26 protein-coding genes are annotated in these 23970 nt (G+C 71.4%); 14 read left to right on the top strand and 12 right to left on the bottom strand.

The features are described from left to right. Nucleotides 1–770, bottom strand: a 770-nt coding sequence (locus IE290_RS23845) for an MFS transporter (RefSeq protein ID WP_191246897.1), incomplete at its 3' end; no start/stop codon positions are given. Nucleotides 771–877: 107 nt separating this feature from the next. Further along, nucleotides 878–1291, bottom strand: coding sequence for a MerR family transcriptional regulator (locus IE290_RS23840; protein ID WP_191246896.1), 414 nt, complete (start codon nucleotides 1289–1291; stop codon nucleotides 878–880). A 28-nt stretch (nucleotides 1292–1319) separates the two neighbouring features. On the opposite strand from IE290_RS23840, the gene IE290_RS23835 reads away from it, so the two are divergent. From IE290_RS23835 to IE290_RS23825, 3 genes are all read left to right on the top strand, one after another. Beyond that, nucleotides 1320–2114 (top strand): methyltransferase domain-containing protein, encoded by a 795-nt coding sequence (locus IE290_RS23835; protein WP_191246895.1) that lies wholly within the window; start codon nucleotides 1320–1322, stop codon nucleotides 2112–2114. A 140-nt stretch (nucleotides 2115–2254) separates the two neighbouring features. Beyond that, the gene (locus IE290_RS23830; protein WP_191246894.1) at nucleotides 2255–2644 is read left to right on the top strand and encodes a hypothetical protein; all 390 of its coding nucleotides are present in this window, start codon (nucleotides 2255–2257) and stop codon (nucleotides 2642–2644) included. Between the two features lie 63 nt (nucleotides 2645–2707). Then, nucleotides 2708–3358 (top strand): DUF305 domain-containing protein, encoded by a 651-nt coding sequence (locus IE290_RS23825; protein ID WP_191246893.1) that lies wholly within the window; start codon nucleotides 2708–2710, stop codon nucleotides 3356–3358. Between the two features lie 107 nt (nucleotides 3359–3465). Here IE290_RS23825 and IE290_RS23820 read toward each other — a convergent pair whose 3' ends face one another. After that, a complete protein-coding gene (locus tag IE290_RS23820; RefSeq protein WP_191246892.1) occupies nucleotides 3466–4026 on the bottom strand; it encodes a hypothetical protein in 561 nt (186 codons plus the stop codon). 142 nt (nucleotides 4027–4168) lie between these two features. Here IE290_RS23820 and IE290_RS23815 point away from each other — a divergent pair, with 142 nt between their 5' ends. From IE290_RS23815 to IE290_RS23800, 4 genes are all read left to right on the top strand, one after another. Further along, complete coding sequence (locus tag IE290_RS23815) at nucleotides 4169–4330, top strand: C40 family peptidase (RefSeq protein ID WP_191246891.1); 162 nt, start codon at nucleotides 4169–4171, stop codon at nucleotides 4328–4330. A gap of 751 nt (nucleotides 4331–5081) precedes the next feature. Then, the gene (locus IE290_RS23810) at nucleotides 5082–5612 is read left to right on the top strand and encodes a carboxymuconolactone decarboxylase family protein (RefSeq protein ID WP_191246890.1); all 531 of its coding nucleotides are present in this window, start codon (nucleotides 5082–5084) and stop codon (nucleotides 5610–5612) included. A 24-nt stretch (nucleotides 5613–5636) separates the two neighbouring features. Then, nucleotides 5637–5843: a heavy-metal-associated domain-containing protein gene (locus tag IE290_RS23805; protein ID WP_191246889.1), complete on the top strand. Its 207-nt coding sequence runs from the start codon at nucleotides 5637–5639 to the stop codon at nucleotides 5841–5843. Between the two features lie 2 nt (nucleotides 5844–5845). After that, nucleotides 5846–6067 carry a CDGSH iron-sulfur domain-containing protein gene (locus IE290_RS23800; protein ID WP_191246888.1) on the top strand — a complete coding sequence of 74 codons (222 nt, stop codon included), beginning with the start codon at nucleotides 5846–5848 and terminating at the stop codon, nucleotides 6065–6067. Between the two features lie 310 nt (nucleotides 6068–6377). On the opposite strand, the gene IE290_RS23795 is transcribed toward IE290_RS23800, so the two are convergent. Both IE290_RS23795 and IE290_RS23790 read right to left on the bottom strand, forming a co-directional pair. Further along, the gene (locus IE290_RS23795) at nucleotides 6378–7169 is read right to left on the bottom strand and encodes a crotonase/enoyl-CoA hydratase family protein (RefSeq protein ID WP_191246887.1); all 792 of its coding nucleotides are present in this window, start codon (nucleotides 7167–7169) and stop codon (nucleotides 6378–6380) included. Next, nucleotides 7159–7677, bottom strand: a complete 519-nt coding sequence (locus IE290_RS23790; protein WP_191246886.1) for a winged helix-turn-helix transcriptional regulator — start codon at nucleotides 7675–7677, stop codon at nucleotides 7159–7161. The genes IE290_RS23795 and IE290_RS23790 overlap by 11 nt, the downstream gene beginning before the upstream one ends. Nucleotides 7678–7763: 86 nt before the next feature. On the opposite strand from IE290_RS23790, the gene IE290_RS23785 reads away from it, so the two are divergent. Genes IE290_RS23785 through IE290_RS23765 form a run of 5 tightly spaced genes read left to right on the top strand, consistent with a single transcriptional unit; the run spans nucleotide 7764 to nucleotide 13730 of the window. Next, on the top strand, nucleotides 7764–8228 hold the full coding sequence (locus tag IE290_RS23785) for a (2Fe-2S)-binding protein (RefSeq protein ID WP_191246885.1): 465 nt from the start codon (nucleotides 7764–7766) through the stop codon (nucleotides 8226–8228). Next, entirely contained in the window at nucleotides 8221–10587 is a 2367-nt protein-coding gene (locus IE290_RS23780) for a xanthine dehydrogenase family protein molybdopterin-binding subunit (RefSeq protein WP_191246884.1), read from the top strand. The genes IE290_RS23785 and IE290_RS23780 overlap by 8 nt, the downstream gene beginning before the upstream one ends. After that, nucleotides 10584–11462, top strand: coding sequence for an FAD binding domain-containing protein (locus IE290_RS23775; RefSeq protein ID WP_191246883.1), 879 nt, complete (start codon nucleotides 10584–10586; stop codon nucleotides 11460–11462). Before IE290_RS23780 ends, IE290_RS23775 begins: the two co-directional genes overlap by 4 nt. Further along, nucleotides 11452–12918: an MFS transporter gene (locus IE290_RS23770; RefSeq protein ID WP_191246882.1), complete on the top strand. Its 1467-nt coding sequence runs from the start codon at nucleotides 11452–11454 to the stop codon at nucleotides 12916–12918. The genes IE290_RS23775 and IE290_RS23770 overlap by 11 nt, the downstream gene beginning before the upstream one ends. Before the next feature lie 2 nt (nucleotides 12919–12920). Then, nucleotides 12921–13730, top strand: coding sequence for a thioesterase family protein (locus IE290_RS23765; protein WP_191246881.1), 810 nt, complete (start codon nucleotides 12921–12923; stop codon nucleotides 13728–13730). Between the two features lie 39 nt (nucleotides 13731–13769). Here the strand turns inward: IE290_RS23765 and IE290_RS23760 are convergent, their stop codons facing one another. After that, on the bottom strand, nucleotides 13770–14141 hold the full coding sequence (locus IE290_RS23760; RefSeq protein WP_191246880.1) for a winged helix-turn-helix transcriptional regulator: 372 nt from the start codon (nucleotides 14139–14141) through the stop codon (nucleotides 13770–13772). A gap of 81 nt (nucleotides 14142–14222) precedes the next feature. Here IE290_RS23760 and IE290_RS23755 point away from each other — a divergent pair, with 81 nt between their 5' ends. Then, nucleotides 14223–15038: an NAD(P)H-binding protein gene (locus IE290_RS23755; protein WP_191246879.1), complete on the top strand. Its 816-nt coding sequence runs from the start codon at nucleotides 14223–14225 to the stop codon at nucleotides 15036–15038. A 39-nt stretch (nucleotides 15039–15077) separates the two neighbouring features. Then, entirely contained in the window at nucleotides 15078–15269 is a 192-nt protein-coding gene (locus IE290_RS23750; RefSeq protein WP_191246878.1) for a hypothetical protein, read from the top strand. Between the two features lie 37 nt (nucleotides 15270–15306). On the opposite strand, the gene IE290_RS23745 is transcribed toward IE290_RS23750, so the two are convergent. Genes IE290_RS23745 through IE290_RS23720 form a run of 6 tightly spaced genes read right to left on the bottom strand, consistent with a single transcriptional unit; the run spans nucleotide 15307 to nucleotide 23960 of the window. Continuing rightward, nucleotides 15307–17166, bottom strand: a complete 1860-nt coding sequence (locus IE290_RS23745) for a sialidase family protein (protein ID WP_191246877.1) — start codon at nucleotides 17164–17166, stop codon at nucleotides 15307–15309. A 15-nt stretch (nucleotides 17167–17181) separates the two neighbouring features. Next, the gene (locus IE290_RS23740) at nucleotides 17182–19155 is read right to left on the bottom strand and encodes a beta-galactosidase (RefSeq protein WP_191246876.1); all 1974 of its coding nucleotides are present in this window, start codon (nucleotides 19153–19155) and stop codon (nucleotides 17182–17184) included. Then, the gene (locus IE290_RS23735; protein ID WP_191246875.1) at nucleotides 19152–20075 is read right to left on the bottom strand and encodes a dihydrodipicolinate synthase family protein; all 924 of its coding nucleotides are present in this window, start codon (nucleotides 20073–20075) and stop codon (nucleotides 19152–19154) included. The genes IE290_RS23740 and IE290_RS23735 overlap by 4 nt, the downstream gene beginning before the upstream one ends. After that, on the bottom strand, nucleotides 20072–21028 hold the full coding sequence (locus tag IE290_RS23730) for an oligopeptide/dipeptide ABC transporter ATP-binding protein (RefSeq protein ID WP_191246874.1): 957 nt from the start codon (nucleotides 21026–21028) through the stop codon (nucleotides 20072–20074). Before IE290_RS23730 ends, IE290_RS23735 begins: the two co-directional genes overlap by 4 nt. After that, nucleotides 21025–23001: a dipeptide/oligopeptide/nickel ABC transporter permease/ATP-binding protein gene (locus IE290_RS23725; RefSeq protein WP_191246933.1), complete on the bottom strand. Its 1977-nt coding sequence runs from the start codon at nucleotides 22999–23001 to the stop codon at nucleotides 21025–21027. The genes IE290_RS23730 and IE290_RS23725 overlap by 4 nt, the downstream gene beginning before the upstream one ends. Next, complete coding sequence (locus IE290_RS23720; RefSeq protein ID WP_191246873.1) at nucleotides 23001–23960, bottom strand: ABC transporter permease; 960 nt, start codon at nucleotides 23958–23960, stop codon at nucleotides 23001–23003. Before IE290_RS23720 ends, IE290_RS23725 begins: the two co-directional genes overlap by 1 nt. Nucleotides 23961–23970: the final 10 nt, after the last annotated feature.

Here is a 23970-nt window from a genome sequence, read left to right as displayed (position 1 = left end):
CCCAGCCGCACCAGCGGGACCCGGCGGGCGCGCTGGATGGCCAGGAAGATGCCCAGCAGCGTGATCCCGCCGGCCAGCGCGCCGAGGGTGGCCGGGGAGGCCCAGCCCTGTTCGGGGGCGCGGACGATGGCGAACACGGTCAGTGCCAGGCCGGCGGTGACGGCCACGGCGCCGGCGATGTCCACCGCGCCGCGGCGTGCGGGGGTGGCGGGCATGAGGGCGGGGGTGGCCGCGATCGCGATCAGTGAGATGGGGACGTAGAGCCAGAAGATCCACGGCCAGGACAGCCATTCGGTGATCACGCCGCCGAGGAACACCCCGGCGGTGCCGCCGGCCGGCGCGGCCGCCCCGTACAGCGCCAGTGCCTTGGTCAGCTCCTTCGGGCGGGCGCCGAACAGCACCATCAGCAGGGTCAGGGCCGACGGGGCGATCAACGCCGCTCCGGCGCCCTGCAACACGCGACCGGTCAGCTCCACCCCGGCGCTGCCCGCCAGCGCCGCGACCACCGAGCCGCCCAGGGTGATCACCCAGCCGGCGGCGAACATCCGGCGGGCGCCGAGCAGGTCGGACAGCCGCCCGCCGAGCAGCAGCAGCCCGCCGAAGGCGACCACGTAGGCGTTGAACACCCAGGACAGGCCGTCGGGGGAGAAGCCGAGATCGGACTGCATCTTCGGCAGCGCGACCCCGATGATCGAGGTGTCCATGATGACCATGAACTGGGCGAGCGCGAGGAACCCCAGTGCCCACCAGCGGCGGGAGTCGGTTCTCATCTCCGGTCAACTCCTATACCTGTAGGGGGTATGCGTATGACCGAGAAGTTAGCCGCGGTCGAGGTCGTCGCGCAAGTACCCCTAGGGGGTATTCATGTGATCCAGGTCTAGCTCGCAGGCGTTGTGCTCAGGGCGATGCGTTCGGCCATGACGGCTTGGAAGTGCGGGCAGCTGGTGAAGTCGTCGTGATCGCAGCCCAGGGCGCACTCGATCAGGTCGAGCGACGCCTGAGCGCGGGCGATGCGCTCGGCGAGCTCGTCGCGTCGGCGCAGCAGCACGGACCGGCGTTCGGCCGGATCCGACGTCGTGATCATCTCGCGGATCTCGTCCAGGCCGAGCCCGGCTTCCTTGGCCCGCAGGATCACCGCGATGCGGTAGAGGTCGTCCGCGCCGTAGCGGCGGCGGCCGCCGAGCCGGGACGGCGCCAGCAGGCCCATCGATTCCCAGTGGCGCAGCACGTGCGTCGCCAACCCGAACTGGGCCGCGATCTCCCCGATGCTCATCGTCGCGCTTGACTTCATGTCGGCATTAAGTCGCACCCTGGGTGGCATGTCCACTCACACCACCGAACCCGGCCTGATCTCCGTGCTCGACGCGGCCGACGCCCTGCCCGGGGCAGCCGAACTCCGGGCTCGCACCTACGAACTGCTGCACGTCGCACCCGGTGCTCGGGTCGTCGACGTCGGGTGCGGCTCGGGCCGGGCCGTCGCCGAGCTGACCGAGCGAGGGGCCGACTGTGTCGGGGTCGATCCCAGCGAGACGATGCTGACCGCGGCCCGTCACCGCTGGCCGGGACTGGAGTTCGTGCCTGGGACCGCGGAGGAACTGCCGTTCCCCGACGGCGTGCTCGCCGGGTACCGAGCCGACAAGGTCTTCCACGAGCTGCCCGATGTCGACGCCGCGCTCCGCGAGGCGATGCGCGTGCTCGCGCCCGGCGGACGCATCGTCTTGCTGGGACAGGACTGGGAAACGTTCGTGATCGACTCGGACGAACCTGGTCTCACCCGAACACTGGTGCAGGCACGTGCCCGGTCCGTGACCAACCCGACAGTGGCCCGCCGCTACCGCAACCTGCTGCTCGACCAGGGATTCACCGACGTGACCATCGAGGTGCACACCGCGGTGTTCACCGACGCGGCGATGCTGCCGGTGCTGACCGGACTCGCCGACCACGGTCTGCAGGTGCAAGCAGCTCCGCCGGAGCAGATCACGGCGTGGCTGGACGAACAACAGCGGCGCGCGGCGGCCGGGCGGCTCTTCCTGGCCGTTCCCTTGTTCCTGGCCGCCGGCACGCGGCTTGGAGAGCGCAGCACTCAGGACTTGGGTTCGGACAGCAGGAAATAGGCGGACCGCGCGGCCGGCTCCGCCCATCCCGCAGGTTGCGCCCGGGCTCGTCCCTGATCATCGGTCACCTTCGAGTTGCCGGCGCGGGCCGACGGGCAGGTCACTGGTCCCGTGCGCGAGCGGACGGTTACCGTTGGAGCATGACCACGGTGAAGCGCAGCCTGCCGGCCAGGTGGCTGCTGCTGGCCGTGGTTTCGCTGGCGCTGGTGCTCATGCATCACGTGCCGGCCGATCACGGCGGCGCGGCGCACGGGCCCGGGCACGCCGTGGTGGCGATGGCCGCCGCTTCCGGGCCCGCGGTGCAACCGGTCTCGGACGGCCATCCCATGGCCGACATGCTCCACCAGTGCCTGGCCGTGGTCGGCCAGTTCGCCGCCTGGATCCTCGTCCTGCTCCTCGGTGCGGCGCTGGCCCACCTGCTCGTGAGCCGGCGGACCGGCGCGCGGGCGTCGAGCACCAGTGGCCCCGATCCGCCTGTCAGGGGCGGCGGCAGAGTCATCCTCACTTCGGTCTGCGTGTTGCGCCTGTGACCGGCTGGTGGCGTTTTCGCGCCATCAGCGGCAGGTGAACTACTCGTGACCGAAGGAAGAACCATGACGAAGACATTTGTGGGTACCGGCATCGCTGTGGCCGTCGCCGGGCTCGTCCTGGCCGCGTGCGGCGGCGGCAACGACGACCACGCCGGCATGAACATGGGCGGCAGCAGCGCTCCCGTCACATCGTCGGCTCCCGCGCAGTCCGCGACGCACAACGACGCCGACGTCACGTTCGCCCAGGAGATGATCCAGCACCACCAGCAGGCTCTCGACATGGCGAAGCTGGTGCCCACCCGGAGCACCAACAACCAGGTCAAGGACCTCGCGAGCCGGATCGAACGCGCCCAGGATCCCGAGATCCAGCAGATGCGGGGCTGGCTCACGCAGTGGAACGCGGCCATGAGCGCGATGCCGTCCATGTCGGGGATGCACATGCCGTCGACGTCCTCGATGCCGGGGATGGACCACGGCGCGATGCCCGGCATGATGAGCGACGCGGACATGCGGATGCTGGAGCACGCCAGCGGTGCGGAGTTCGACAAGATGTGGCTTCAGATGATGGTCGAACACCACCAGGGCGCGGTCGAGATGGCGCGGACCGAGCTGGCCAACGGGGCCAACGCCGACGCCAAGGCGCTGGCGCAGGCCGTCATCGACGCCCAGACGGCCGAGATCACCGAGATGCAGCAACTGCTGACCACGCTCTGACGAAGGCGCTGACGCAGGGGTGGGAGACCTTCCTGGGTTTCCCACCTCTGCTCGGGTGCTGCGTGAAAAGGAAAACTCAGTCGTCCACAATGGACTTCGATGTCACATCATCGAGCGGTGGACACGGCGAAAGCTGGCTCGCCGTGAACGGAGGCTGTTAGTTTCGCCCACGTGCGGACTGGCACCGGCAGGTTGCGTCGCTCGGCGGTTTTCCTGATCCTGTGGGGACTGCTGATCGGGGCCGGCGTGCATCCCGGTGCTCCGCGCAACCACCCGCGGATCCGCAGGCGCAGTACGATCGGCGTGCGCTTGCGGTAGGCGCGGCGGTCGAACAGGCTCGGACCGAAGTGGACCGAGTCGCCGCCGAAGCCTTCCTGGGAGGTGCGACGTCCAGCCGGATGTCGGCCGTGATGTCGAGCGGGTCGCTGCAGAACTTCCTGGACCGCATGTCCGCCCTGGGTGTCCTGGCCGAGCAGCAGAACGGCGCACTGAACGCGTTGAACGCCGCGCTGGCCCACGCCGACCTGGTCCGTGCCGACATGCAGGGCGCGCAGGAACGCGCCGCCGCCCGCGACGCAGCGGCGAAGCTGACCGAGGACATCCGTCAGCACAAGACGACGCTCAACGCGCGCGCTCCAGCGGCCGAGCCCGGCAACCAGGCAGGCCATGGGCACCGTCAAGGACACCGGGTCCTACTTCGGCCCGCCCGGCGCCGCGAACACCGCGTTGCAGGCCGCCCTGGCCAAGCGGGGCTCGGAATACGAGTAGGGCGCGGAAGGCTCGAGCGAAGTCGACTGCTCGGGGCTGACGATGTGGGCCTACCGCGCGGCGGGAATCTCGCTGCCGCACTCCAGCGGCTCGCAGTACACGCTGGGCCGGCCGGTCGCGCAGAGCGAGCTCCAGCCGGGCGACCTCGTCTTCTACGACGATGGCACCGGCAACCCCGCCGCGATCCAGCACGTCGGCATGTAAGTCGGCGACGGCAAGATGGTGGAGGCCCCGACCGAGGGCCAGCTGGTCGCCGTCCGCTCCATCCGCGGCGACGGCCACTACATCGGAGCGCGCCGCATCGTCGGCTGACGGGCTCGGCGGGGTCACCTGAGGACCAGTCTGTTATCGAAAGCCGCCAACAGCGGGCCGGCGAGTCGGCCGCGCGGTACCCCGCGGCGACCGGTGGCGACGCAGACCTCGGTGGCGCTCGTGGTAGCGAAGGCTGCCGACGGACCGGGAGTCTGCCGTCCGCGGGAGCAGCAGCTTCTGGCGAGGGCGCGGGGTCATGCGGGCGTCTCCCGGGGGATGGCTAGTACTCCCAGTAGGACTGAGCGCGGGGAGGTGCCCGCTGTTCAGCGAGATCGCCCGCGCTGGACGGAAACTCCCGCCCAGCCGCATTCGGCCCGCAGCTGAACCCGCGTTCGGTGCCGCCTCTTCAGCCGCCCCACGTCTGCTGGCCGGTTGACACTCCATACCCCCGTAGCGTACTAAGTCGCACCGCGTCGATGGTGATCTCCTGCTCGCTGCAGTCGCTGGCGTAACCCCGCATTTCCCTCTCCTCAACCCGGTCGACGATTCCGATACCCGTATGCCTTGGAGGAAGTGCGCTGTCTTGCCGCAGCGCTATACCCCCCTGGCGTATCGGCGAACGCGGTGCTAACGTGATCGACATACCCCCTACGGGTAGGAGACGTCAGATGGATACGGAACAGCGGCTCGAGGAGGTCGGCTGATGCGCCGGCTCCCCGCGCTCGAACCGGCCGACGCGCCGGAGAAGTCCCGCGAGCTGCTCGGCGGAATCGTCGCCCGGCACGGCTCGGCGGGGGAGATGATCCGCACGATGGCCCACTCGCCCGCGCTGCTGCAGGGCTACCTGGAGCTGTCCCGGGCGATGAAACGCACGAAGCTGCCCCGCGCGCTGAGCGAGAAGCTCGCGATCGCGGTGCAGGAATGGATCGGCTGCGCCGCCTGCCTGGAAGCGCACATCGACGGCGGCCGGGCCGCGGGCTTGAGCGAGGTCGACATCGCGCTGGCCCGGCAGGGCACCGCGACGGACCGGCGCGAGGCGGCGCTCATCGAGTTCGCGGTCCGGGTGCTCGCCGAACCCGCGTCCCTGGCCGACGACGACGTCGCCGGACTCCAGGCGCACGGCTGGAGCGAGCGCGTCATCGCCGAGGTCGTCGGACTGGTCTCGCTCAACCTGCTGACCGGCGCCTTCAACCTCGTCGCCGGAATCGAACCGGCACTCACCCCATCCCTGTAAGTAGTTCCGACCAGGAGACAATTGATGAGCACCGCTGTCTACACCGTCCAGGGCATGACCTGCTCCGGCTGCATGAACAAGGTGACCAACGCGGTCGCCGGCGTAGCGGGTGTCACCGACGTGGACGTCGACATCGCGACCGGCGAGGTCACCGTGACCAGCGACGCGCTGGTCGACGACCAGCAGGTCCGCGCGGCGATCACCGGCGCCGGCTACCAGCTCGCGAGCTGACGATGAGCGATCAGCCCTCGCCCGAGGTCGTGATCAAGACAGTGGACAACGGCCCGTACCAGGTGAAGGGCCCGATCCGCCTCGTCGACCACGACAACAACGTCTACGACCTCGGGCCCGGCCGCACGAAGCTCCTGTGCCGCTGCGGCATGTCAGCGAAGAAGCCCTTCTGCGACGGCGCCCATGCCAGGAACGGGTTCGCCGCTACCGAACGGTCTTCCTGAGGCGCGGGTGGCGCCGGGTCGACCCGGCGCCACCCACCAGAACGTTGCTCGGGAGGCCGACAGCCGGACGCCTCGCCGGCGCAGCCGAACGATTCGACCATCGGATGGCTGGTGGCTGAAGCGACGCCTGACATCAGGCCGAACGACACCGGAACCGCGTTGGCGGTCAGGTGGCGGGGAATGCCAACAATGCCAGGTGGCGGCCTGAATCTGTGGACGACCAGGAACCCAGAAGCGTCCCCGTCGTCACAGGCGAGCCATACGGCGCCGGCGGTGGCAGGCAGACCCGCCCTCACCGGGGTGAGGCAGGTCAGCCGGCTTCCTGGACGGGTGTCGGGCGGGTCCTGGTGAGGAACCGTTGGATCCCTTCGCGCACGCCCTCGCTCGGTACCGTCACCGCGAACCAGGACGCCTCGACCGCGAGGCCTTCGTCGATGGGCAGGTTGATCCCGCGGGTGACCGCGTTGAGACAGGCCGTGACGGCCGTGCTGCTGTGCCGGGTGATGCGGTGCGCCAGCTGGATCGCGGCGTCCATCAAGGTGTCGTGGGGGACGACGCGGTTGACGATGCCGATCTCGGCCGCCCGCTGCGCGTCGATCGGGTCGCCGGTGAGGATCATCTCCAGCCCGCGCTTGCGGCCGACGTGCCGGGGGAGGCGTTGCGAGCCCCCGAACGGGGGCGGGAAACCGAGCGTGATCTCGGGCTTGGCGAACGTGGCCCGGTCGCTCGCGATGGCCAGCGGCGCGGCCTCGGTGACCTCGCAACCGCCGCCGTAGGCGAGGCCGTTGACCGCGGCGATGAGGGGCTTGGGGAACGTCTCGACGCGACGGGTCAGCCCCTGACCGCGGCGGACGATCTCACGCAGCGCCCGCTCGGTGCCGCCGGCGATGCTGCGCGCCAGGTCGTTGATGTCCGCGCCCGCGCTGAACGCGCGGTCTCCCGCGCCGGTGAGGACCACGGCGCGCACCGCGTCGTTCTCCTCGATCCGGTCCAGGACGTCGAGGAGCTCGTCGATGGTGGCGTAGTCGAGGGCGTTGAGCTTGTCCGGGCGGTTGATCGTGGTCACGGCCACCGGCCCGGCCATTTCGACGTCAACGCTCATGGTCACTCCTGTCGTCGTGGATCGCCGTGGGCCCGCGGAGGTCCCAGCCTTCGGCGTTGCTGTGCGGGTGAACTTCGCCCGCTTTGACTTCCGCACCGCAGTGACGGCACATCAGCGCGGGGTCGAGCGGGTGCCCGCAGGTGTGCTCGAACACGATCGGCGGCTCGTCCACGGCCCAGCGGTCGCCCCAGCTGCGCAGCGCTTGCAGCACCATGCCGAGATCGCGTCCGGACTGGGTCAGGTGGTACTCGAAGCGCGGCGGGTGCTCGCTGTACTGCCGCCGCTCCACGACACCGGCTGCTTCGAGCCCGCGCAGCCGCGCGGCCAGCCGGTCACGGGGAGCGCCGGTGTTGCGCACGATCGAGGTGAACCGGTGGTTTCCCAGCGTGAGCTCGCGGATCGCGAGCAGCGCCCACTTGTCGCCCACGTGGTGCAGTGCCGCGGCGATGGAGCACGGCCGCCCCGGCAGGGACGGTGTGCCGCTTTTGGTCTCGGCTGGCGTGGTCACCCGAGTAGGTTGCCATATCAAACTCACTACCGCTAGTGTCCACTCCAAGTTTGAAAGTCCAACTGACTTCCTGGAGGGGCCCTGTCATGTCCCAGCACCACGTTTCCGTCCGGCTGAACGGAAAGCCCCGGCAGGTGACGGTCGAGGCGCGGCAGCTGCTGGTGCACCTGCTGCGCGAAGACCTCGGCCACACCGGCGCGCACGTCGGGTGCGACACCTCCCAGTGCGGGGCGTGCACGGTGCACCTCGACGGGCTCGCGGTGAAGTCCTGCACCGTGCTGGCCGTGCAGGCCGACGGTCGCGCCGTCGACACGATCGAAGGTCTCGGCGCGGACGCGCTGCGTGCCGCGTTCCTTGAGCGGCACGCCGTGCAGTGCGGTTTCTGCACACCCGGGATGGTCATGAGCAGTCTGGAGCTCCTCCGGCGGAACCCGGATCCCACCGAGGAGGAGATCCGCGCCTGGCTCAAGGGCAACTTCTGCCGCTGCACCGGCTACCAGCACATCGTGGATGCCATCGCCTCTGCCGCTCGGGATACCGCCGATGCCTGAGCCATCGACCGTCCGGATCGGACAACCCCTGCGCCGCCGGGAGGACCGGCGGCACCTCGCCGGTCGCGGCCGGTTCACCGACGACATCGCCGCGGCGACCCGCGCGCTCCACGCCGTCGTCCTGCGCAGCCCGCACGCCCACGCGCGCATCCGCGCCATCGACACCACCCGGGCCGAGACGGCGCCCGGCGTCGTCACGGTCCTGACCGGTGCGCACCTGCTCGACACGATCGCCCCGCTCCCCGCGACCTGGGTGCTGCCCGGGATGACCGTGCCGGAGCACCGGGCATTGGCTGTCGACATCGCCCGCTTCCACGGCGACGGCATCGCCGTCGTGGTGGCCGAGACCGCTGCGGCCGCCCAGGACGCGCTCGAGGCGATCGAGGTGTCCTACGAACCGCTCGCCGCGGTCACCGATCCCCTGGCCGCGGCACAGGACGGTGCACCGGTCGTGCGTTCCACAGTGGATGGCAACGTAGCGTTCCGCTTCCCGGTTCGCGGCGGTGACTACCGGCAGGCCAAGGCGCGCGCCGATGTCGTCATCCGGCGGCGCCTGCGCAACCAGAACCTCGTGCCCGGTGCGCTCGAACCGCGCTCGGTGCTCGCCGAGTACGACCCGGTGCGGGAGCGGCTGACGGTCCACAGCACCACGCAGGGGCCGCATGCGCTCAAGCGGCAGCTGGCCGGGGTGCTGCGTTTTCCCGAGCACCGGATCCGGGTGGTGGCACCGGACGTGGGCGGTGGCTTCGGCGCGAAGCTCCACCTGTACCCGGAGGAGGCGCTCGTCGCCGCGCTGGCGATGCGGCTCGGGCGGCCCGTGCGCTGGACCGCGACCCGCGGTGAGGACTTCCTCGCCACCAACCACGGGCGCGACCACGTCCAGGACGTCGAACTGTGCGCGACGGCCGACGGCGTCATCACCGGGGTCAAGGCGACGATCTGGGCCAATCTCGGCGCCTACCTGTCCGGAATGGGCGCCGGTGTGCCTGCGGTCAACTGCGGCCTGATGCTCACCGGCGTGTACCGCATCCCCCACGTCGAGGTCGACACGATCGGCGTGTACACCCACACTTCCCGCGTCGACACCTACCGCGGCGCGGGCCGGCCGGAGGCGACCTACCTCATCGAGCGCATGGTCGACGAGCTCGCTCGCGAGCTCCACCTCGACCCCGCGGAGATCCGGCGCCGCAACTTCATCCCCGTGGACGCCTTCCCCTATCGGCAGCCCACCGGCGCCGTCGTCTACGACAGCGGCGACTACGAACGCAACCTCGACGAGGCCCTGAACCTCGCGGACTACCGCCGGCTGCGCGAGGAGCAGGCCGCGCTGCGCCGGCAGGGCCGGTACCGGGGGATCGGGTTGTGCACCTACACCGAGTTCACCGGTATCGGGGACGGCCGCGTGCTGAACATGCTCGGCTTCGCCTTCGGCGGCTGGGAGTACGCGCGAGTCCTGGTCCACCCGGACGGGACGGTGACCGTCCACACGGGATCGGCCGATCACGGGCAGGGACACGCCACCACCTACGCGCAGATCGCCGCCGACGTGCTGAACCTGCCACCGGAGGACATCGACGTCGTCGAAGGCGACACCGCCCAGGTCGAGTTCGGGCTGGGGACCTTCAACTCGCGGTCCATGCCCGTCGGCGGCGCGGCCGTGCACCGCGCCGCGGGTCGGGTCCTCGCCAAAGCGCGCTTGATCGCCGCCCACGCACTCGGCGTCCCGCCCGCCGAGGTCGGGCACGGCCCGGGGGTGTTCACCGGACCGGACGGGTCGAACGCCCTATCGTGGCAGGAGGTGGCCAGGCTCGCCCACTTCGTCCCCGGCCTCCCCGGTGGAGTCGAGCCCGGTCTGGACGAGCGGATCTTCCACCAGCCGGAGAACCTGACGTTCCCGTTCGGGACCTCCATCGCCGTCGTCGACGTCGATCCGGACACCGGCGACATCGCGATCGACCGGTTCGTCGCGGTCGACGACTGCGGCACGATCATCAACCCGCTGCTCGTCCGGGGACAGATCCACGGCGGTCTCGCCCAAGGGCTCGGGCAGGCGCTCCTCGAAGGCGCCCGGTACGCCGACGACGGGACACTCACCACCGCCGACTGGATGCGCTACCCGTTCCCCCGCGCACAACAGCTGCCCCGCTTCGAGACCGGGCACACGATCACGCCGAGCCCCGTCAACCCCTTGGGAGTCAAGGGCGTCGGCGAGGCCGGCGCCATCGCCGCACCACCGGCCGTGGTCAACGCGGTGCTCGACGCGCTGGCCCCGCTCGGGGTCACCCACCTCGACATGCCGATGAGTCCGGAACGGGTGCGCGCGGCGATCGCCACCGCGAGCGAGGAGGCCGCACGGTGATTCCCGCTGCGTTCGACTACGTCAGCCCCGGCAACCTCGCCGAAGTCCTCGGCCTGCTTCGCGACGAGGGCGCCACGCTGCTTGCCGGAGGGCATGCGCTGCTCCCGGCGATGAAACTGCGCCGTCAACGGCCCCGGTTGCTCGTCGACCTGGCCCGGGTCGCCGAATTGCGGGGTATCACGACCGGGCCGACGGTGACCCTCGGCGCGATGACGACGACCGGCGAGATCGAACGGGATGCGCTGCTGCGCGCGGCCGTCCCGCTGCTGCCACGCGCGGCCGCGGTGATCGCCGATCCGCTGATCCGCAACCGCGCGACCGTCGGTGGCTCCGTCGTGCGGGCCGACACGGCCGGGGACTGGCCCGCGCTCGCCCTGGCGGCCGGCGCGACCCTCCACCTCCGCAGCGCCGATGCCCAGCGGGCAGTACCCGCCGAGGAGTTCTTCAGCGACCCCGAACTCCGGCCCGGCGAGGTGCTCACGCACCTGACGATGCCGGCGTTCACCGGCGACACCCGATCGACCTACCTCAAGCGGATGCATCCCGCATCCGGTTACGCGGTGCTCGGCGTGGCGGTGGTCGCGGCGGTCGGCGAGGACGGACGGTGCACGGGATGCCGGATCGGGATCACCGGAGCTGCCGCCACCGCGTTCCGTGCCACCGCCGCCGAACAGCACCTGCTGGGCCGGCCCCTCAGTCCCGAGACGATCGTGGAAGCCGTCGCCACCCAGTCGGCCGTGCCCGTGAACCACTTCGGTGACGACTTCGCCTCCGCCGGTTACCGGCGGCACCTCCTGCCGGTGTACCTGCGCCGCGCACTCACCGCTCTCATCCCAGCGCCGGAGACGGCGGAAGGAGCCTTCGATGCACACTGAGCGAACCGTCCGCGCCCGTGGCGGCGCCGTCCTGGCCGCGGCCTGCCTGGGGCTGTTCACCGTGTTCGTGCAAACCACCCAGACGATCGGCACGCTCAGCGCGGTCCAGGACGATCTCCACCTCGCGACCGCCGACGTGGTGTGGATCCCCAGCGTCTACACCCTCGTCGTCGCGACGTTCGTGCTGGCCGCCGGTGCGGTCGCGGACCGGAACGGCCGGCGGCGCGTGTTCCTCGCCGGTGTCACCGCGATGGCCGCGGGCGGAGTGGTCCTGGTGTTCGCCGAGACCTTCCCCGCCGTGCTGGCCGGGCAGGCGGTCGCAGGTCTCGGCGGAGCGCTGATCACCCCGAGCTCGCTGGCCCTGCTGACCCACCAGTTCCCCGAACCGGGTCGTCGAGCCGGGGCGATCTCCGCGTGGGCCGCGGCCTCCGGCCTCGGACTCGCCGTCGGCCCGATCGCCGCCGGCCTGGCGCTGAAGTACACCTCCTGGCACTCGGCGTTCTGGTTCAACCCGGCCATCGCGGTGATCGCGGCGGTGATCGCCCTCGCGTTCGTCCCGGAGTCGCGCGCGGCGGAGAGCAGGCTCGACCCGCTCGGTCTGCTGCTGGGCGCCGTCGGTGCCGGGGCGCTGGTCTACACGCTGATCGAAGGCGGCCACACCGGGTTCGGCAGCGGCCGGGTCGTGGTCACCGCGGTGGTCACGGTGTGTGCCCTCGGTCTGTTCGTGCTGGTCGAGCTGCGGCACCGCGCTCCCATGCTCGACCTCCGGCTGATGCGCGATGCCCAGTACAGCACCGCACTGGTGCTCGCGGCGGCGGTGTTGTTCGGCTTCGTCGGGGTGTCCCTGCTGCAGGTGCTGTGGCTGCAGCGCGTGGCGGGGCTGACCGCCTTACAGGTCGGGGTGCGGATGCTCGCCGAGTTCGGCACGTTCATCGCCGGGTCCGCACTGGCCGGTGTCCTCGTGCGCCGGGTGCCGCCACGCGGGCTGATCGTCGCCGGGCTCCTCGCGGCGGCGGCCGGCGCAGCCCTGTTCAGCCGCACCGCGCCGGACGACGGGTTCACCGGCTACCTCGCCTCCTTCGTCCTCTTCGGACTCGGCTGCGGACTCGCCAACGGACCGTCGACCGTCCTCGCGGTCGGCCACGTGCCACCCGGGAAAGAGGGTGTCGCCGCCGGTACCGTCAACGCGGCGCGGCAGCTCGGCGCCGTGCTCGGCACCAGCGTGCTCGGGACGCTCATGACGAACGCACTGGAGGACGAACTGGCCGGCCTGCCACCGGCGCAGCGCCCGGCCGCCCTGGCAACCGCGTTCACCGACGCGGTCGGCACCGCCGTCCTCACCGCCGTGGTCGTCCTGCTCGCCGTGACCGTGGTGACCACGGCGGTGTTCGTCCTGACGGGGCGCCGTCGGCGCGGTACGGCCGTCGCCGTGGCGCCGCCCGCGGAACGGATCTGAGCATGACCACTTTTGCCGAGGTGAGCCGGGTCGAGGAGATCTCGCCGGGCCGGTTCCGCGCGCATTTGCATCCCGGCTGGACCATCGCCGGTAAGCCCAACGGCGGGTACCTGCTGGCGATGCTGGGCCGTGCCGCGGCTCGATCCGCCTCGCACCGGGACGTGCTCGCGGCCAGTGCGCACTACTTGCGTGCGCCGGATCCGGGCCCGGTGGAGGTGGGTGTGGAGGTGCTGCGGACCGGGCGCTCGGCGAGTCAGGTGCGGGCCCGGCTGACCCAGGGTGGCACGCCGTGCGTGGAGGCGATGTTCACGCTCGGCGCGCTGGACGCGGAGTCCAAGCCGTACTGGAGTCAGGGCATGCCGGAGCCGGAGGGGCGCGAGTACGCCGACTGCGTGCCGGTCACCGGCCCGGCCGGGGGTGGTCCGGGGCCGGCGATCATGGACCAGGTGGATCTGCGCATCCAGCCGGAGGACCTCGGTTTCGGCCGGGGCGCTCCGAGCGGGGCGGGGGTGCTGCGCGGCTGGCTGGGCCTGCCCGGCGGCGCGGATTTCGACCCGTTGTCGCTGCTCTACGCGGTGGACGCGTTTCCGCCCGCGACGCTGGACATCGTGCTCACCGGCTGGGTGCCGACGCTGGAGCTGACCGCCTACGTGCGCGCGGTGCCGGCCCCCGGCCCGGTGCGGGTGCTGCACCAGGCGCGGCTGATCGAGGACAACCGCGTCGACGAGGTCTGCTTCGTGTGGGACAGCCGCGGCCGGCTGGTCGCACAGGCAACCCAGCTGGCGGGCATCCGCCTCGATCCACCCACGTGACGGGAGGTCTGCGTGAACGACCACCGCGGGTGGGGCCGGTCAGCGGCGCCGCTGGGTGGCGTCGTACTCGGTGCGGGCCTGCTCCACCTTGTCCAGGTTCGGGGACCATTCCGCGAGGGTCGCGAACAGCGGGGCCAGGCTGCGGCCCAGCTCGCTGATTTCGTACTCCACCCGGGGTGGCACCTCGGCGTGGTAGGTGCGCACCACGAGCCCGTCGCGCTCCAGTTGGCGCAGTCGTTGCGTCAGGACCTTCGGTGTGATCGTCGTGATGCGGCGTTCCAGCTCGGTGAAACGTTGCCGTCCGTACTCGTGCAGGGTCCACAGGACCGGGGTGGTCCAGCGGCTGAACACGAGGTCCACCACGGGCGCGATCGGGCACGCCTGCTCGGGGCTCACTGTGGTTTCGGTCACGAATCCCGTTACTTTCCTCTAGGTACCTACTAGCCCTTCGACAGTAGCGTCGCTCCCACACGAAAGGGAACGGGAGCGGACATGTTTGTGGTGACTGGGGCTACCGGAAACGTCGGGCGGCCGCTGGTGGAAGCACTCGCGAAAACCGGTGCGCAGGTGACGGCCGTGTCGCGCACGGAAGTGCCGCTGGGCGTGCGGCACGTGCGGGCAGACCTGACCGAGCCGGAAACGTTGAAACCGGCGCTCGACGGGGCGGTGGCGCTGTTCCTGCTCACCTCGCCGGACTTCCTGGCGGCCGGCGGGGATCTCGGCCGCGTGGTGGAGATCGCGCGGGCGAGCGGCGTGCGGCGGGTGGTGTTGTTGTCCTCGCAGGGGGTGGCGACCGGGCGGCATCCGGCGGGGCTGGAGGAGGCGGTGACCGCCTCGGGTCTGGAGTGGACGCTGCTGCGGCCGGGTGGTTTCCACTCGAACACGTTCGGCTGGGCGGAAATGGTGCGGACGCGACGGACGGTCGCGGCGCCGTTCGGGGACGTCGCGCTGCCGACCGTCGACCCGGTGGACATCGCGGAGGTGGCCGCCGCGGCGATGCGGCGGGACGGGCACGCCGGCCAGGTGTACACGCTGACCGGGCCGGAACCGGTCTCGCCGCGCCAGCAGACGGCGGCGATCGCCGAGGCGGTGGGGGAGCCGGTGCGGTTCGCGGAGCTGAGCCGGGCGGAGGCGCGGGCGTGGATGCTGCAGTTCATGCCCGAGTCCGTCGCGGAGTCCACACTGGACATCCTCGGCGCGCCGAAGCCCGTGGAGCAGCAGGTGAGCCCGGACGTGGAGCGAGTGCTGCAACGCCCGGCGCGCAGCTTCGCCGAGTGGGCTCTGGCGAACGTGGCGGTGTTCAAGTGAGCCTGTTCCACCGCGAGATCGGTCGCGGCCAGCGGGCACGTGCCCAAGCTGCTCATGACGTTCCGGCCCGGCTTCGGCACCATGATGGACGACCGGATGATCGCGTGGTGCGCGGAGAACATCGCGGCCCTCGACATCGTCCACCACGACCTCGTCGCCGGGCACCACACCCCGGAGGACCAGCCCGAGGCGCTCGCCGCCACGCTGGCCGCCTGGTTGGACGCGCAGTGAAGTCCCGGCCCCGCGGACGGGGCCGGGACTCCGCGGCTCAGAACGGCAGCCGCAGCACCAAGGCGTCCCGCACCGGGGCGTTCGCCCGCACCGCGTCCAGTTCGGACGGTGACAGCGCCTTGCGGTAGAGCCGGACGTCGTCCAGGGCGCCGTCCAGTCCCATCCCGCCGTCGAGGCGGCGGCCCAGCCAGAACTGGAACGACACCCGCTCGGTGACCGAACCGGCCGCCGCCGGGCCGGCCGCCACCTGCACGCCGTCGACGAACAACACGAGCTGACCGCCGGTGCGTTGCAGCGCCACGTGGTGCCACTGCTCGTCGTTGAAGGCGCCCGCCGACGTGACCTGCTTGGAGCCGGCGGTGGTCGTCATCGAGGCGATCAGGCGGTTCGCCGCGGGCTCGCCGCGCAGCCAGATCTGCGGCGCGGTCGAGCCCATGCCGCCCATCCAGAAGAACACCTGGTTGGCCGTCGACGCGCCGTACCGCACCCAGCCGGTCCAGGTGAAGTCACCGTCGCCGACCACCTGCGAGCTGTCGTAGGGCACGCGCACGAAGTCGTCCACCCCGTCCAGTTCGAGCGCGTCACCGTAGCGGCCGGGCACCGGAACCGGACCGCCGATCAGGTAGGCGTCCGAACGCTCCCCGGACACGTCCCGCGTCGTCGGACCGGCCGAGTTGCGCCAGCCCAGCACGTCCTCGGTGAAGCGGGCGAAGCGGATTTCGTCGCGCGCGTCGACCGGGCCGCCCTCGTACATCAGGCCGATCTCGGTGGTCCGCGCGTACCGTCCGCTGATCTGGACCATGTCCGAGTAGCCGGACCAGTCGTCGGTCACCCGCGTGCCCTGCTCGGCGTTCTCCCAGCTCCGGCCGCCGTCGTAGGACGAGCGGATCATCATCCACCGCCGCCGGTCGGTGTCCGAGGGCGAGGCGAACAGGATCCGGTCGGGCCCGGGCCGGTCCAGCCGCAGCAGCGAACCCTGCACCATCGGCGTGACCAGGTCGGGGATCGTCCGGAACGGCTGGCTGAACGTCTCGCCGCCGTCCCGGCTGATCGCGTAGTCGCGGTTGCCGATGTCGGTGCCGCCCTGCTCGCGGCCGCCGGCGTAGATCGACCCGTCCGCCAGCTCGACGACCGTGATCTCCTGCGGCTTCTGCGTGAACGGGCCCTTCGTGGTGAACGGGTAGCTGTCCACCGCCCCGATGTGCCAGGTTTGGCCGTGGTCGTCGCTGTAGACGAGCGCGGCGTGGTTGGCCACCGGGTCGGTGCCCTGCGCGGTCTCGCCGTTCACCCCGAAAACCAGGCGGCCGCGGTGCGGGCCCTTGGTGAGCTGGATGCCGTGCACCGGGCCGGAGGCGTACCACGCGTCCCAATCCGGCCTGCTGGCCTGCGCGCTGATGTCGACGGGCGCGGACCAGGTGAGCCCGTCGTCGTCGCTGTACTGCACGTGCGGCGGACGGGCGCACGGCACCGCGCAGCCCTTGCCGTCGGTGCGGCCGGCGTTGTAGGTGGTGATCAGCACGATGCGGCCGGTGGTCTGGTCGACGATGGGGACCGGGTTGCCGTGCGTGTCGCCGTCACCGGAGTTGATGACCTCCAGCGGCGACCAGGTCCGGCCGCCGTCGGTGGAGCGTTTGAGCACGAGGTCGATGTCGCCGGCGTCGCCGCAGTCGTTGACCCGGCCCTCGGCGAACGCGAGGAGGGTGCCGTGCGTGCTCTTGACGATGGCCGGGATGCGGAAGCAGAAGTAGCCCTGCTCCTGTTTGGGGTTGAACAGCGACTGCTGGTCGAATCCCGGTCTGGCGGTGTCGGCGGAGGCGGTGCCCCCGCCGCCGAGCAGTCCGGCGAGCAGTACCGCCACCACGAGCGGGACCGCGCGCCACGCTGCGAACGATCTCATGTGCCTTCCCTTCGGTTAGTGAATCCGGAGGACAGCGACACCACGCGGCGGCAGCGTGTGCCGGGCCGCGGGCGCCGAATCGGTGAGCAGGTCCGGCGCCGGGGCTCCGACGTCCACCGCGACCGCTTCCGCGTTGTGGTTGAGCAGGAACAGGAACTTCCGGTCGGGGGCCTCCCGGCGCACGGCCTGGACCCCGGCGGGCAGGCCGGGCAGGACCGGTGCCACACCCGCTTCCGCGGCCACCCGGTCGACGAGCGCGCGCATCCCGGCCGGGTCGAGCCGGGTGCCGAGGTACCAGGCGACGCCGTCGCCGTAGGCGTGGCGGGTCACCGCGGGGAAGCCCGCCAGGTCACCGTCGCCGAAAGTTGCGACAGCTTCCGCGCCCGCCAGCGAGACGGCCTCCGACCACAGGCTTCCGGTCCACGATGGACTCAGCGGCACCGACGTGCCCGGCGCCAGCGGCCAGAACTCCTCCACCGACACCCCGAGCGCCTCGCGCAGCGGCGCCACCGGATAACCGCCGAGGTGGGCCCGGTCGCAGGAGTCGACGATGCCCGAGAAGAACGACACCACCAGGTGCCCGCCGCCCTCGACGTACCGCCGCAGTCCCTCGGCGGTTTCCGGGTCGAGCAGGTACAGGTTCGGCACCACGACCAGCCGGTACCCCGCCAGCCGATCCGGCCGCACCACGTCGCAGGAGATGCCGGCGTCGAAGAACGGCGCGTAGTGCGTCAGGTGCGCGTCGAGCTGGGTGACGTCGGCCGACGGGTGCGCGTCCAGCTCCAGCGCCCACCAGCTGTTCCAGTCGTGCAGGAACGCCACGTCCGACCGCACCCGCGTGCCGGCCACGTCGGCCAGCGCGGCCAGGTCCTGCCCCAGCGCCCGCGCCTCGGCGAACACCCGGGTGCCCGCGCCGGCGTGCGGCACCATCGCCGAGTGGAACTTCTCCGCCCCGCCCCGGCTCTGCCGCCACTGGAAGAACATCGCCGCGTCCGCGCCGCGCGCCACCGCCTGCAGCACACCCTGCCGCATCACGCCCGGCGCCTTGGCGCCGTTGTGCGTGCGCCAGTTCACCGCGCTGGGCGCGTGCTCCAGCAGCAGCCACGGCTGCCCGCCCTTGAGCGACCGGGCCACGTCGTACCCGAACGCCGCCTCGACGTGCCCACGCGGGTCGTAGGGCTCGGGGTAGGAGTCCAGCGACACGACGTCCTCGTGCGGCTCCCACGCGTGCCAGTCCAGCGCCTTCTGCACCAGACCGACGAAGTTGGTGGTCAGCGGGACGTCCGGCGTCACCCGGCGCAGGATCTCCGCCTCCACCCGGTAGCACGCCAGCGAGGCGTCCGAGGAGAACCGCTGGTAGTCCAGCTGCTGGGCGGGGTTGCGGAACGACGGCGCCACCCGCGGCGGCTGGATCTCCGCCCAGTCGGAGTAGCCCTGCGACCAGAAGGTGGTCGACCACGCCGCGTTCAGCGCCTCCACCGAGCCGTACCGCTCACGCAGCCACGACCGGAAGTCCTCGGCGGAGGTGTCGCAGTAGCACGCCCGGATGTGGCAGCCGTACTCGTTGCCGACGTGCCAGATGTGCAGCGCCGGGTGGTCGCCGTACCGGTTCGCCAGCTGCTCCACCAGCCGCGCCGCGTGCTCCCGGAAGACCGGGCTGGACGGGCAGAACTGCTGCCGCGAGCCGGGGGCCAGGCGCGTCCCGTCCTCCCGCACGGGCAGCACCTCGGGGTGGCGGTGGGTCAGCCACGGCGGCGGCGACGCGGTCATCGTCGCCAGCGCCACCTTGATGTCGGCCGCCGCGAGCTTGTCCATCACCGTGTCGACCCAGCCGAAGTCGTACTCGCCCGGCCGCGGCTCGACCTTGGCCCAGGAGAACACGCCCAGCGTGACCAGGGTGACCCCGGCCTCGGTCATCAGCTTGACGTCTTCGTCCCAGACGTCCTCGCTCCAGTGCTCGGGGTTGTAGTCCGCGCCGTAGTGGATCACAGCAGGCCCGCCTCGGTCAGCGCGCCCTTGATGCGCAGCAGTTCCTCGTCGTTGAGCGGCAGCTGCGGCGGCGCCATCACCGAGTTGTCGATGAACCCGCGCATCTTCATCGCCGCCTTGAACGCGCCCAGCCCGGCCGAGCCGCGGCCCATCCGCTCCGGCGGGGCGGCGCACGTGATGTCGTACAGCCGCATCAGCCGGTCCTGTTCGCGCCGGGCGGCGGCGAAATCGCCCGCGCGGAACCGGTCCCAGATCGTGACGTAGCCGGCCGGGTCCACATTGGCCAGCCCGGGCACCGCGCCGTCCGCGCCCATCTGCAGCGCGAGGTCCACCACCAGCTCCGACCCGGTGAACACGGCGAACTCGGACAGCCCGCGTTCCCGGCGGCCCAGCAGCAGCGCGCCGAACCCGGCCTCGTCGCCGCTGGAGTCCTTGAGCCCGGCCAGCACGCCGTCCTCGGCCAGCCGCAGCACCATCTCCCGGTCCAGCTTCGAGTGCACCGCGACCGGGATGTCGTAGGCGAAGATCGGCAGCGACGCCCGCGCGTGCAGCAGCCGGAAGTGCTGCTCGATCTCGGCGGTGTGCGTGCGGGTGTAGTAGGGCGCGGTGACGACCAGCGCGTCCGCGCCGGCCTCCTCGGCGACCCGGATGTGCTCGGCCACCCGCAGTGTCGTCATGTCGATGCACCCGGCCAGCACCGGGACCCGGCCGCCGACGTGCTGCACCGTCGTCTCGATCACCACCCGCCGCTGCCGGTCCGGCAGGAACGCCACCTCGCTGGACGAGCCCAGCACGAACACCCCGTGCACCCCGGCGTCCAGCTGGACGTCCAGGTGCCGGCGCAGCGAGTCGACGTCGATCGTGAAGTCGTCCCGGAACGGGGTGCACAGCGGGGGGATGATGCCGGTGAATCGAGTCATCGCACGCTCACTTCGATCTCGGGGTGGATGCAGTGGTAGGTGTGCCCGTCGCCGGCGTCGGCGGCCGGGGGCACCGCGGCGGCGCACTCGTCCGTCGCCTTCGGACAGCGGGTGCGGAAGGCGCACCCGCTCGGCGGGTTGACCGCGGACGGCACCGGCCCGGTCAGGACTATCGGTTCGATCGGGTTCAGCAGGCTGGGGGTGGCGGAGAACAACGCCCGCGTGTACGGGTGGTGCGCGTCGCCGGGGATCGCCGCCGCCGGCGCGTCCTCGACGATGCGGCCCAGGTACATCGTGACGATGCGGTCGCTCATCTTCCGCACGGTCTGGATGTCGTGCGACACGAAGATCATCGCCAGGCCCAGCCGGTCGCGCAGGTCGAGCAGCAGGTTGAGGATCTGCGCCCGCACCGACACGTCCAGCGCGGAGGTCGGCTCGTCGGCCACCAGCAGGGACGGCTCGAGCGCGAGGGCACGGGCGATCGCCACGCGCTGCCGCTGCCCGCCGGACAGCTGCCCGGGCACCGCGTCCGCGACGCTGGACGGCAGGCCGACCAGCTCCATCAGCTCCCGCACCCGCTCGGCCCGCTGCGCCGGGGTGCCGACCCGGTGCACGTCCAGTGGGTCGCGCACGATCCGGGCGATCGACATCCGCCGGTTCAGCGCGGTCGACGGGTCCTGGAAGATCATGCCGATGTCGCGGCCGAACTCGCGCTGGTCCGACACCGGTTTACCGCGGTAGCGCACCTCGCCCCGGGTGGGTTTCTGCAGACCGACGACCACCTTGGCCAGCGTCGTCTTGCCGCACCCGGACTCGCCGACCACGCCGATCGTCTCGCCGGGGCGGACGGTCAGCGTCGCGTCGGTCAGGGCGTGCACGGAGTCGTGCCCGAACAGGCCGGACGAGCGGATCTTGTGCACCACGTGCACGCCGTCGAGTTCCAGCAGGCTCATGCCGGCGCTCCCTTCACCAGGACCTCCGGTTCCGCGATCGGCTCGGCGGGGTGGTGGCACGCGACGAGGTGGTCCATCCCGGTGCCCTCGACCACCGGCGGCTCGGTGCGGCAGTGCGCCCGCGCGGCCGGGCAGCGGTCGGAGAACCGGCAGCCGGGCGCGAACTCCGCGGGAGCCGGTACGACGCCCTTGATCTGGGTGAGCCGGGCGTCGTTCTCCTCCAGCGACAGCACCGCGCTGAGCAGGCCGCGTGTGTAGTGGTGCCGCGGCGCGCCGACGACCTGCGCGGTCGTGCCGGCCTCGGCGACCTGCCCGCCGTACATCACGACCACGCGATCGGCCACATCGGACACCAGCGCCAGGTCGTGCGACACCAGCACCAGCGCGAAGCCCAGTTCCTCCTGCAACCGCAGCAGCAGCGCGATGACCTGCGCCTGCACGGTCACGTCCAGCGCGGTGGTCGGCTCGTCGGCCACGATCAGCTTCGGGCTGCGGGACAACGCCATCGCGATCAGCACCCGCTGCCGCTGCCCGCCGGACAGCTCGTGCGGATACGCCCGCAGCGTCCGGTCCGGGTCGAGGTTGACCAGCTCCACCAGCTCGCGCGGGGTGCGCGTGCCGCCGCGGCGGGTGAACTGCTTGAGCTGCGCGTGGATCGTCATCGCCGGGTTCAGCGAGCTGAGCGCGTCCTGGTAGATCATCGCGATGTCGTGCCCGAGGTGGCGCCGCCGCGCGGACGGCTTCATGGTCAGCAGGTCGTGGTCCTCGAACCGGATCCGCCCGGACAACTGCGCGTTCCGCGGCTGCAGGCCGACGATCGACAGCGCGGTCAGCGACTTGCCGCAGCCCGACTCGCCGATGAGACCGAGCACCTCGCCCGGCCGCACGGTGAACGACACGTCCTCGACGACGTTGACCCCGTTGTGCCGCTCCGGGAAGGAGATGGTCAACCCTTCCACCGACAGCAGCGGTTCGCGGCCGTCGAGGGGACGCGATCGCCGGGACAGCCGCTCGCCCACCTCGCGCAGACCCCGGATCGGCAGCACCGGCGCGACGTTCTCGGCCGCCTCCTCGGCGACGACCGCCTTGGCGACCTCCGCCGCCTTCGCGGTGCGGGCCGAGGGCGCCGCCCACGCGTCGGAAATCCCCTCCGACAACACGTTCAGCGCCAGCACCGTGAACAGGATCAGCAGGCCGGGGAACAACGTGGCCCACCAGCCGCCGTTGAGCACCATGTCCTTGCCGTCGGCGAGCACCGAGCCCCACGACGGGTCCGGCGGCTGGATCCCGGCGCCGATGAACGACAGCGACGCCTCGAACACGATCGCGTCGGCCACCATCACCGTGCAGAACACCAGGATCGGCGCGGCGCAGTTCACCGCGACGTGCTTGACCAGGATGAAGAACCGGCGCGCGCCGATGATGTGCTCGGCGGCGACGTAGTCCTCGCTGTACTGCGCCAGCACGTTCGCCCGCACCACCCGCGCGACCGGCGGCACGTTGACGAACGCGATCGCCAGGATCAGCACCCCGATGCCGCGGCCGAACACGGCCACGAGCACCGCCGCGAGCGCGATGCCGGGGAAGGCCATCAGCACGTCCAGGACGCGCATGATCACCGAGTCGACGCCGCGCCGGGAGGTGGCCGCGAGCGAACCGATCAGCGCACCGGCGACCAGCGCGATCGCGGCGGCGCCGAGGCCGATCGCCAGCGACCAGCGGGCGCCGTGCACCACGCGGGAGAAGATGTCGCGGCCGGACTGGTCGGTGCCGAACCAGTGCGCGGCGTTCGGCCCGGTGACCTCCGTGCCCAGCGCGTAGGGGTCCTTGACCAGCAGCGGGCCAACGAGCGCCACCAGCGCGAGCACGGCCAGCACCGACACCGCGATCCACGACGCGGTGTTGAGCCGACGGAACCGGATGCCGGGCCGGGACAGCCGTTTCGTGAGCCCGGGCCGGTACACCTGGCGCATCACGACCGGCTCCGCAGGCGCGGGTTCACGATCAGGTACAGCACGTCGACGATCAGGTTGACCAGGACGAACCCGACCGCGATGGTGATCACGAAGCCCTGGACCTTCGCGGTGTCGCCGTCCTTGACGGCCTGGATCATGTTCTGTCCCATCCCGGGCAGCGCGAACATCGTCTCGATCACGACGGCGCCGCCCAGCAGGTAGCCGACCCGCAGGCCGAGCACGGTGAGGGGGTTGATCAGCGCGTTGCGCAGCACGTTGCGGCCCACGACCACGACCGGTGGCAGCCCGCCGCCGCGCGCGGTGCGGACGTAGTCCTTGTCCAGCTCCTCGACCATCGAGGTGCGGATGATGCGCGTCAGCTGCGCGGCCACCGGCAGCGCGAGCGAGATCGCCGGCAGGGTCAGCGAGTTGAGCCAGCCGCCGAACGAGTCGGCCGGGCTGACGTAACCGCTGGTGGGGAACAGGCCCTCGCCCACCGCGAGCCACTGGACCAGCAGCACCGCGATCCAGAACGCCGGCGCGGCGACACCGGCCAGCGTGACGATCCGGATGAGCTGGTCCGGCCAGCGATCGCGGAACAGCGCCGAGGTCACGCCGAGCACGAGCCCGGCGACGATCGCGATCAGCAGTCCCAGCAGGGTGAGCTGCACGGTCAGCGGCAGCGCGGTGGCGATGACCTGCCCGACCGGCTCCCGGGTGATCACACTCGTGCCGAAGTCGCCCTGCAGCAGGTGCCACACGAAGTGCACGTACTGCACCGGCAGCGGGTCGAGCAGGCCGTTCTCCTGGCGGAACTGCTGGAGCTGCTCCGGCGTGGGGTTGGCGTCGCCGAGCGCGGCCACCGCGGTGTCCACCGGGGAGAACCGCATGACGATGAAGACGAACAGGACCACCCCGAGCACCAGCGGGATCAGGGCGAGGATGCGGGCGAGCAGCATCCGCACGACGACGGCCATGGCGGTGCTC

This window comes from Amycolatopsis deserti, assembly GCF_014653945.1.
GTDB lineage: Bacteria > Actinomycetota > Actinomycetes > Mycobacteriales > Pseudonocardiaceae > Amycolatopsis_E > Amycolatopsis_E deserti.
Note: the sequence above shows the minus strand (reverse complement) of the source record. Positions and strands in the feature narration are given on the sequence as shown.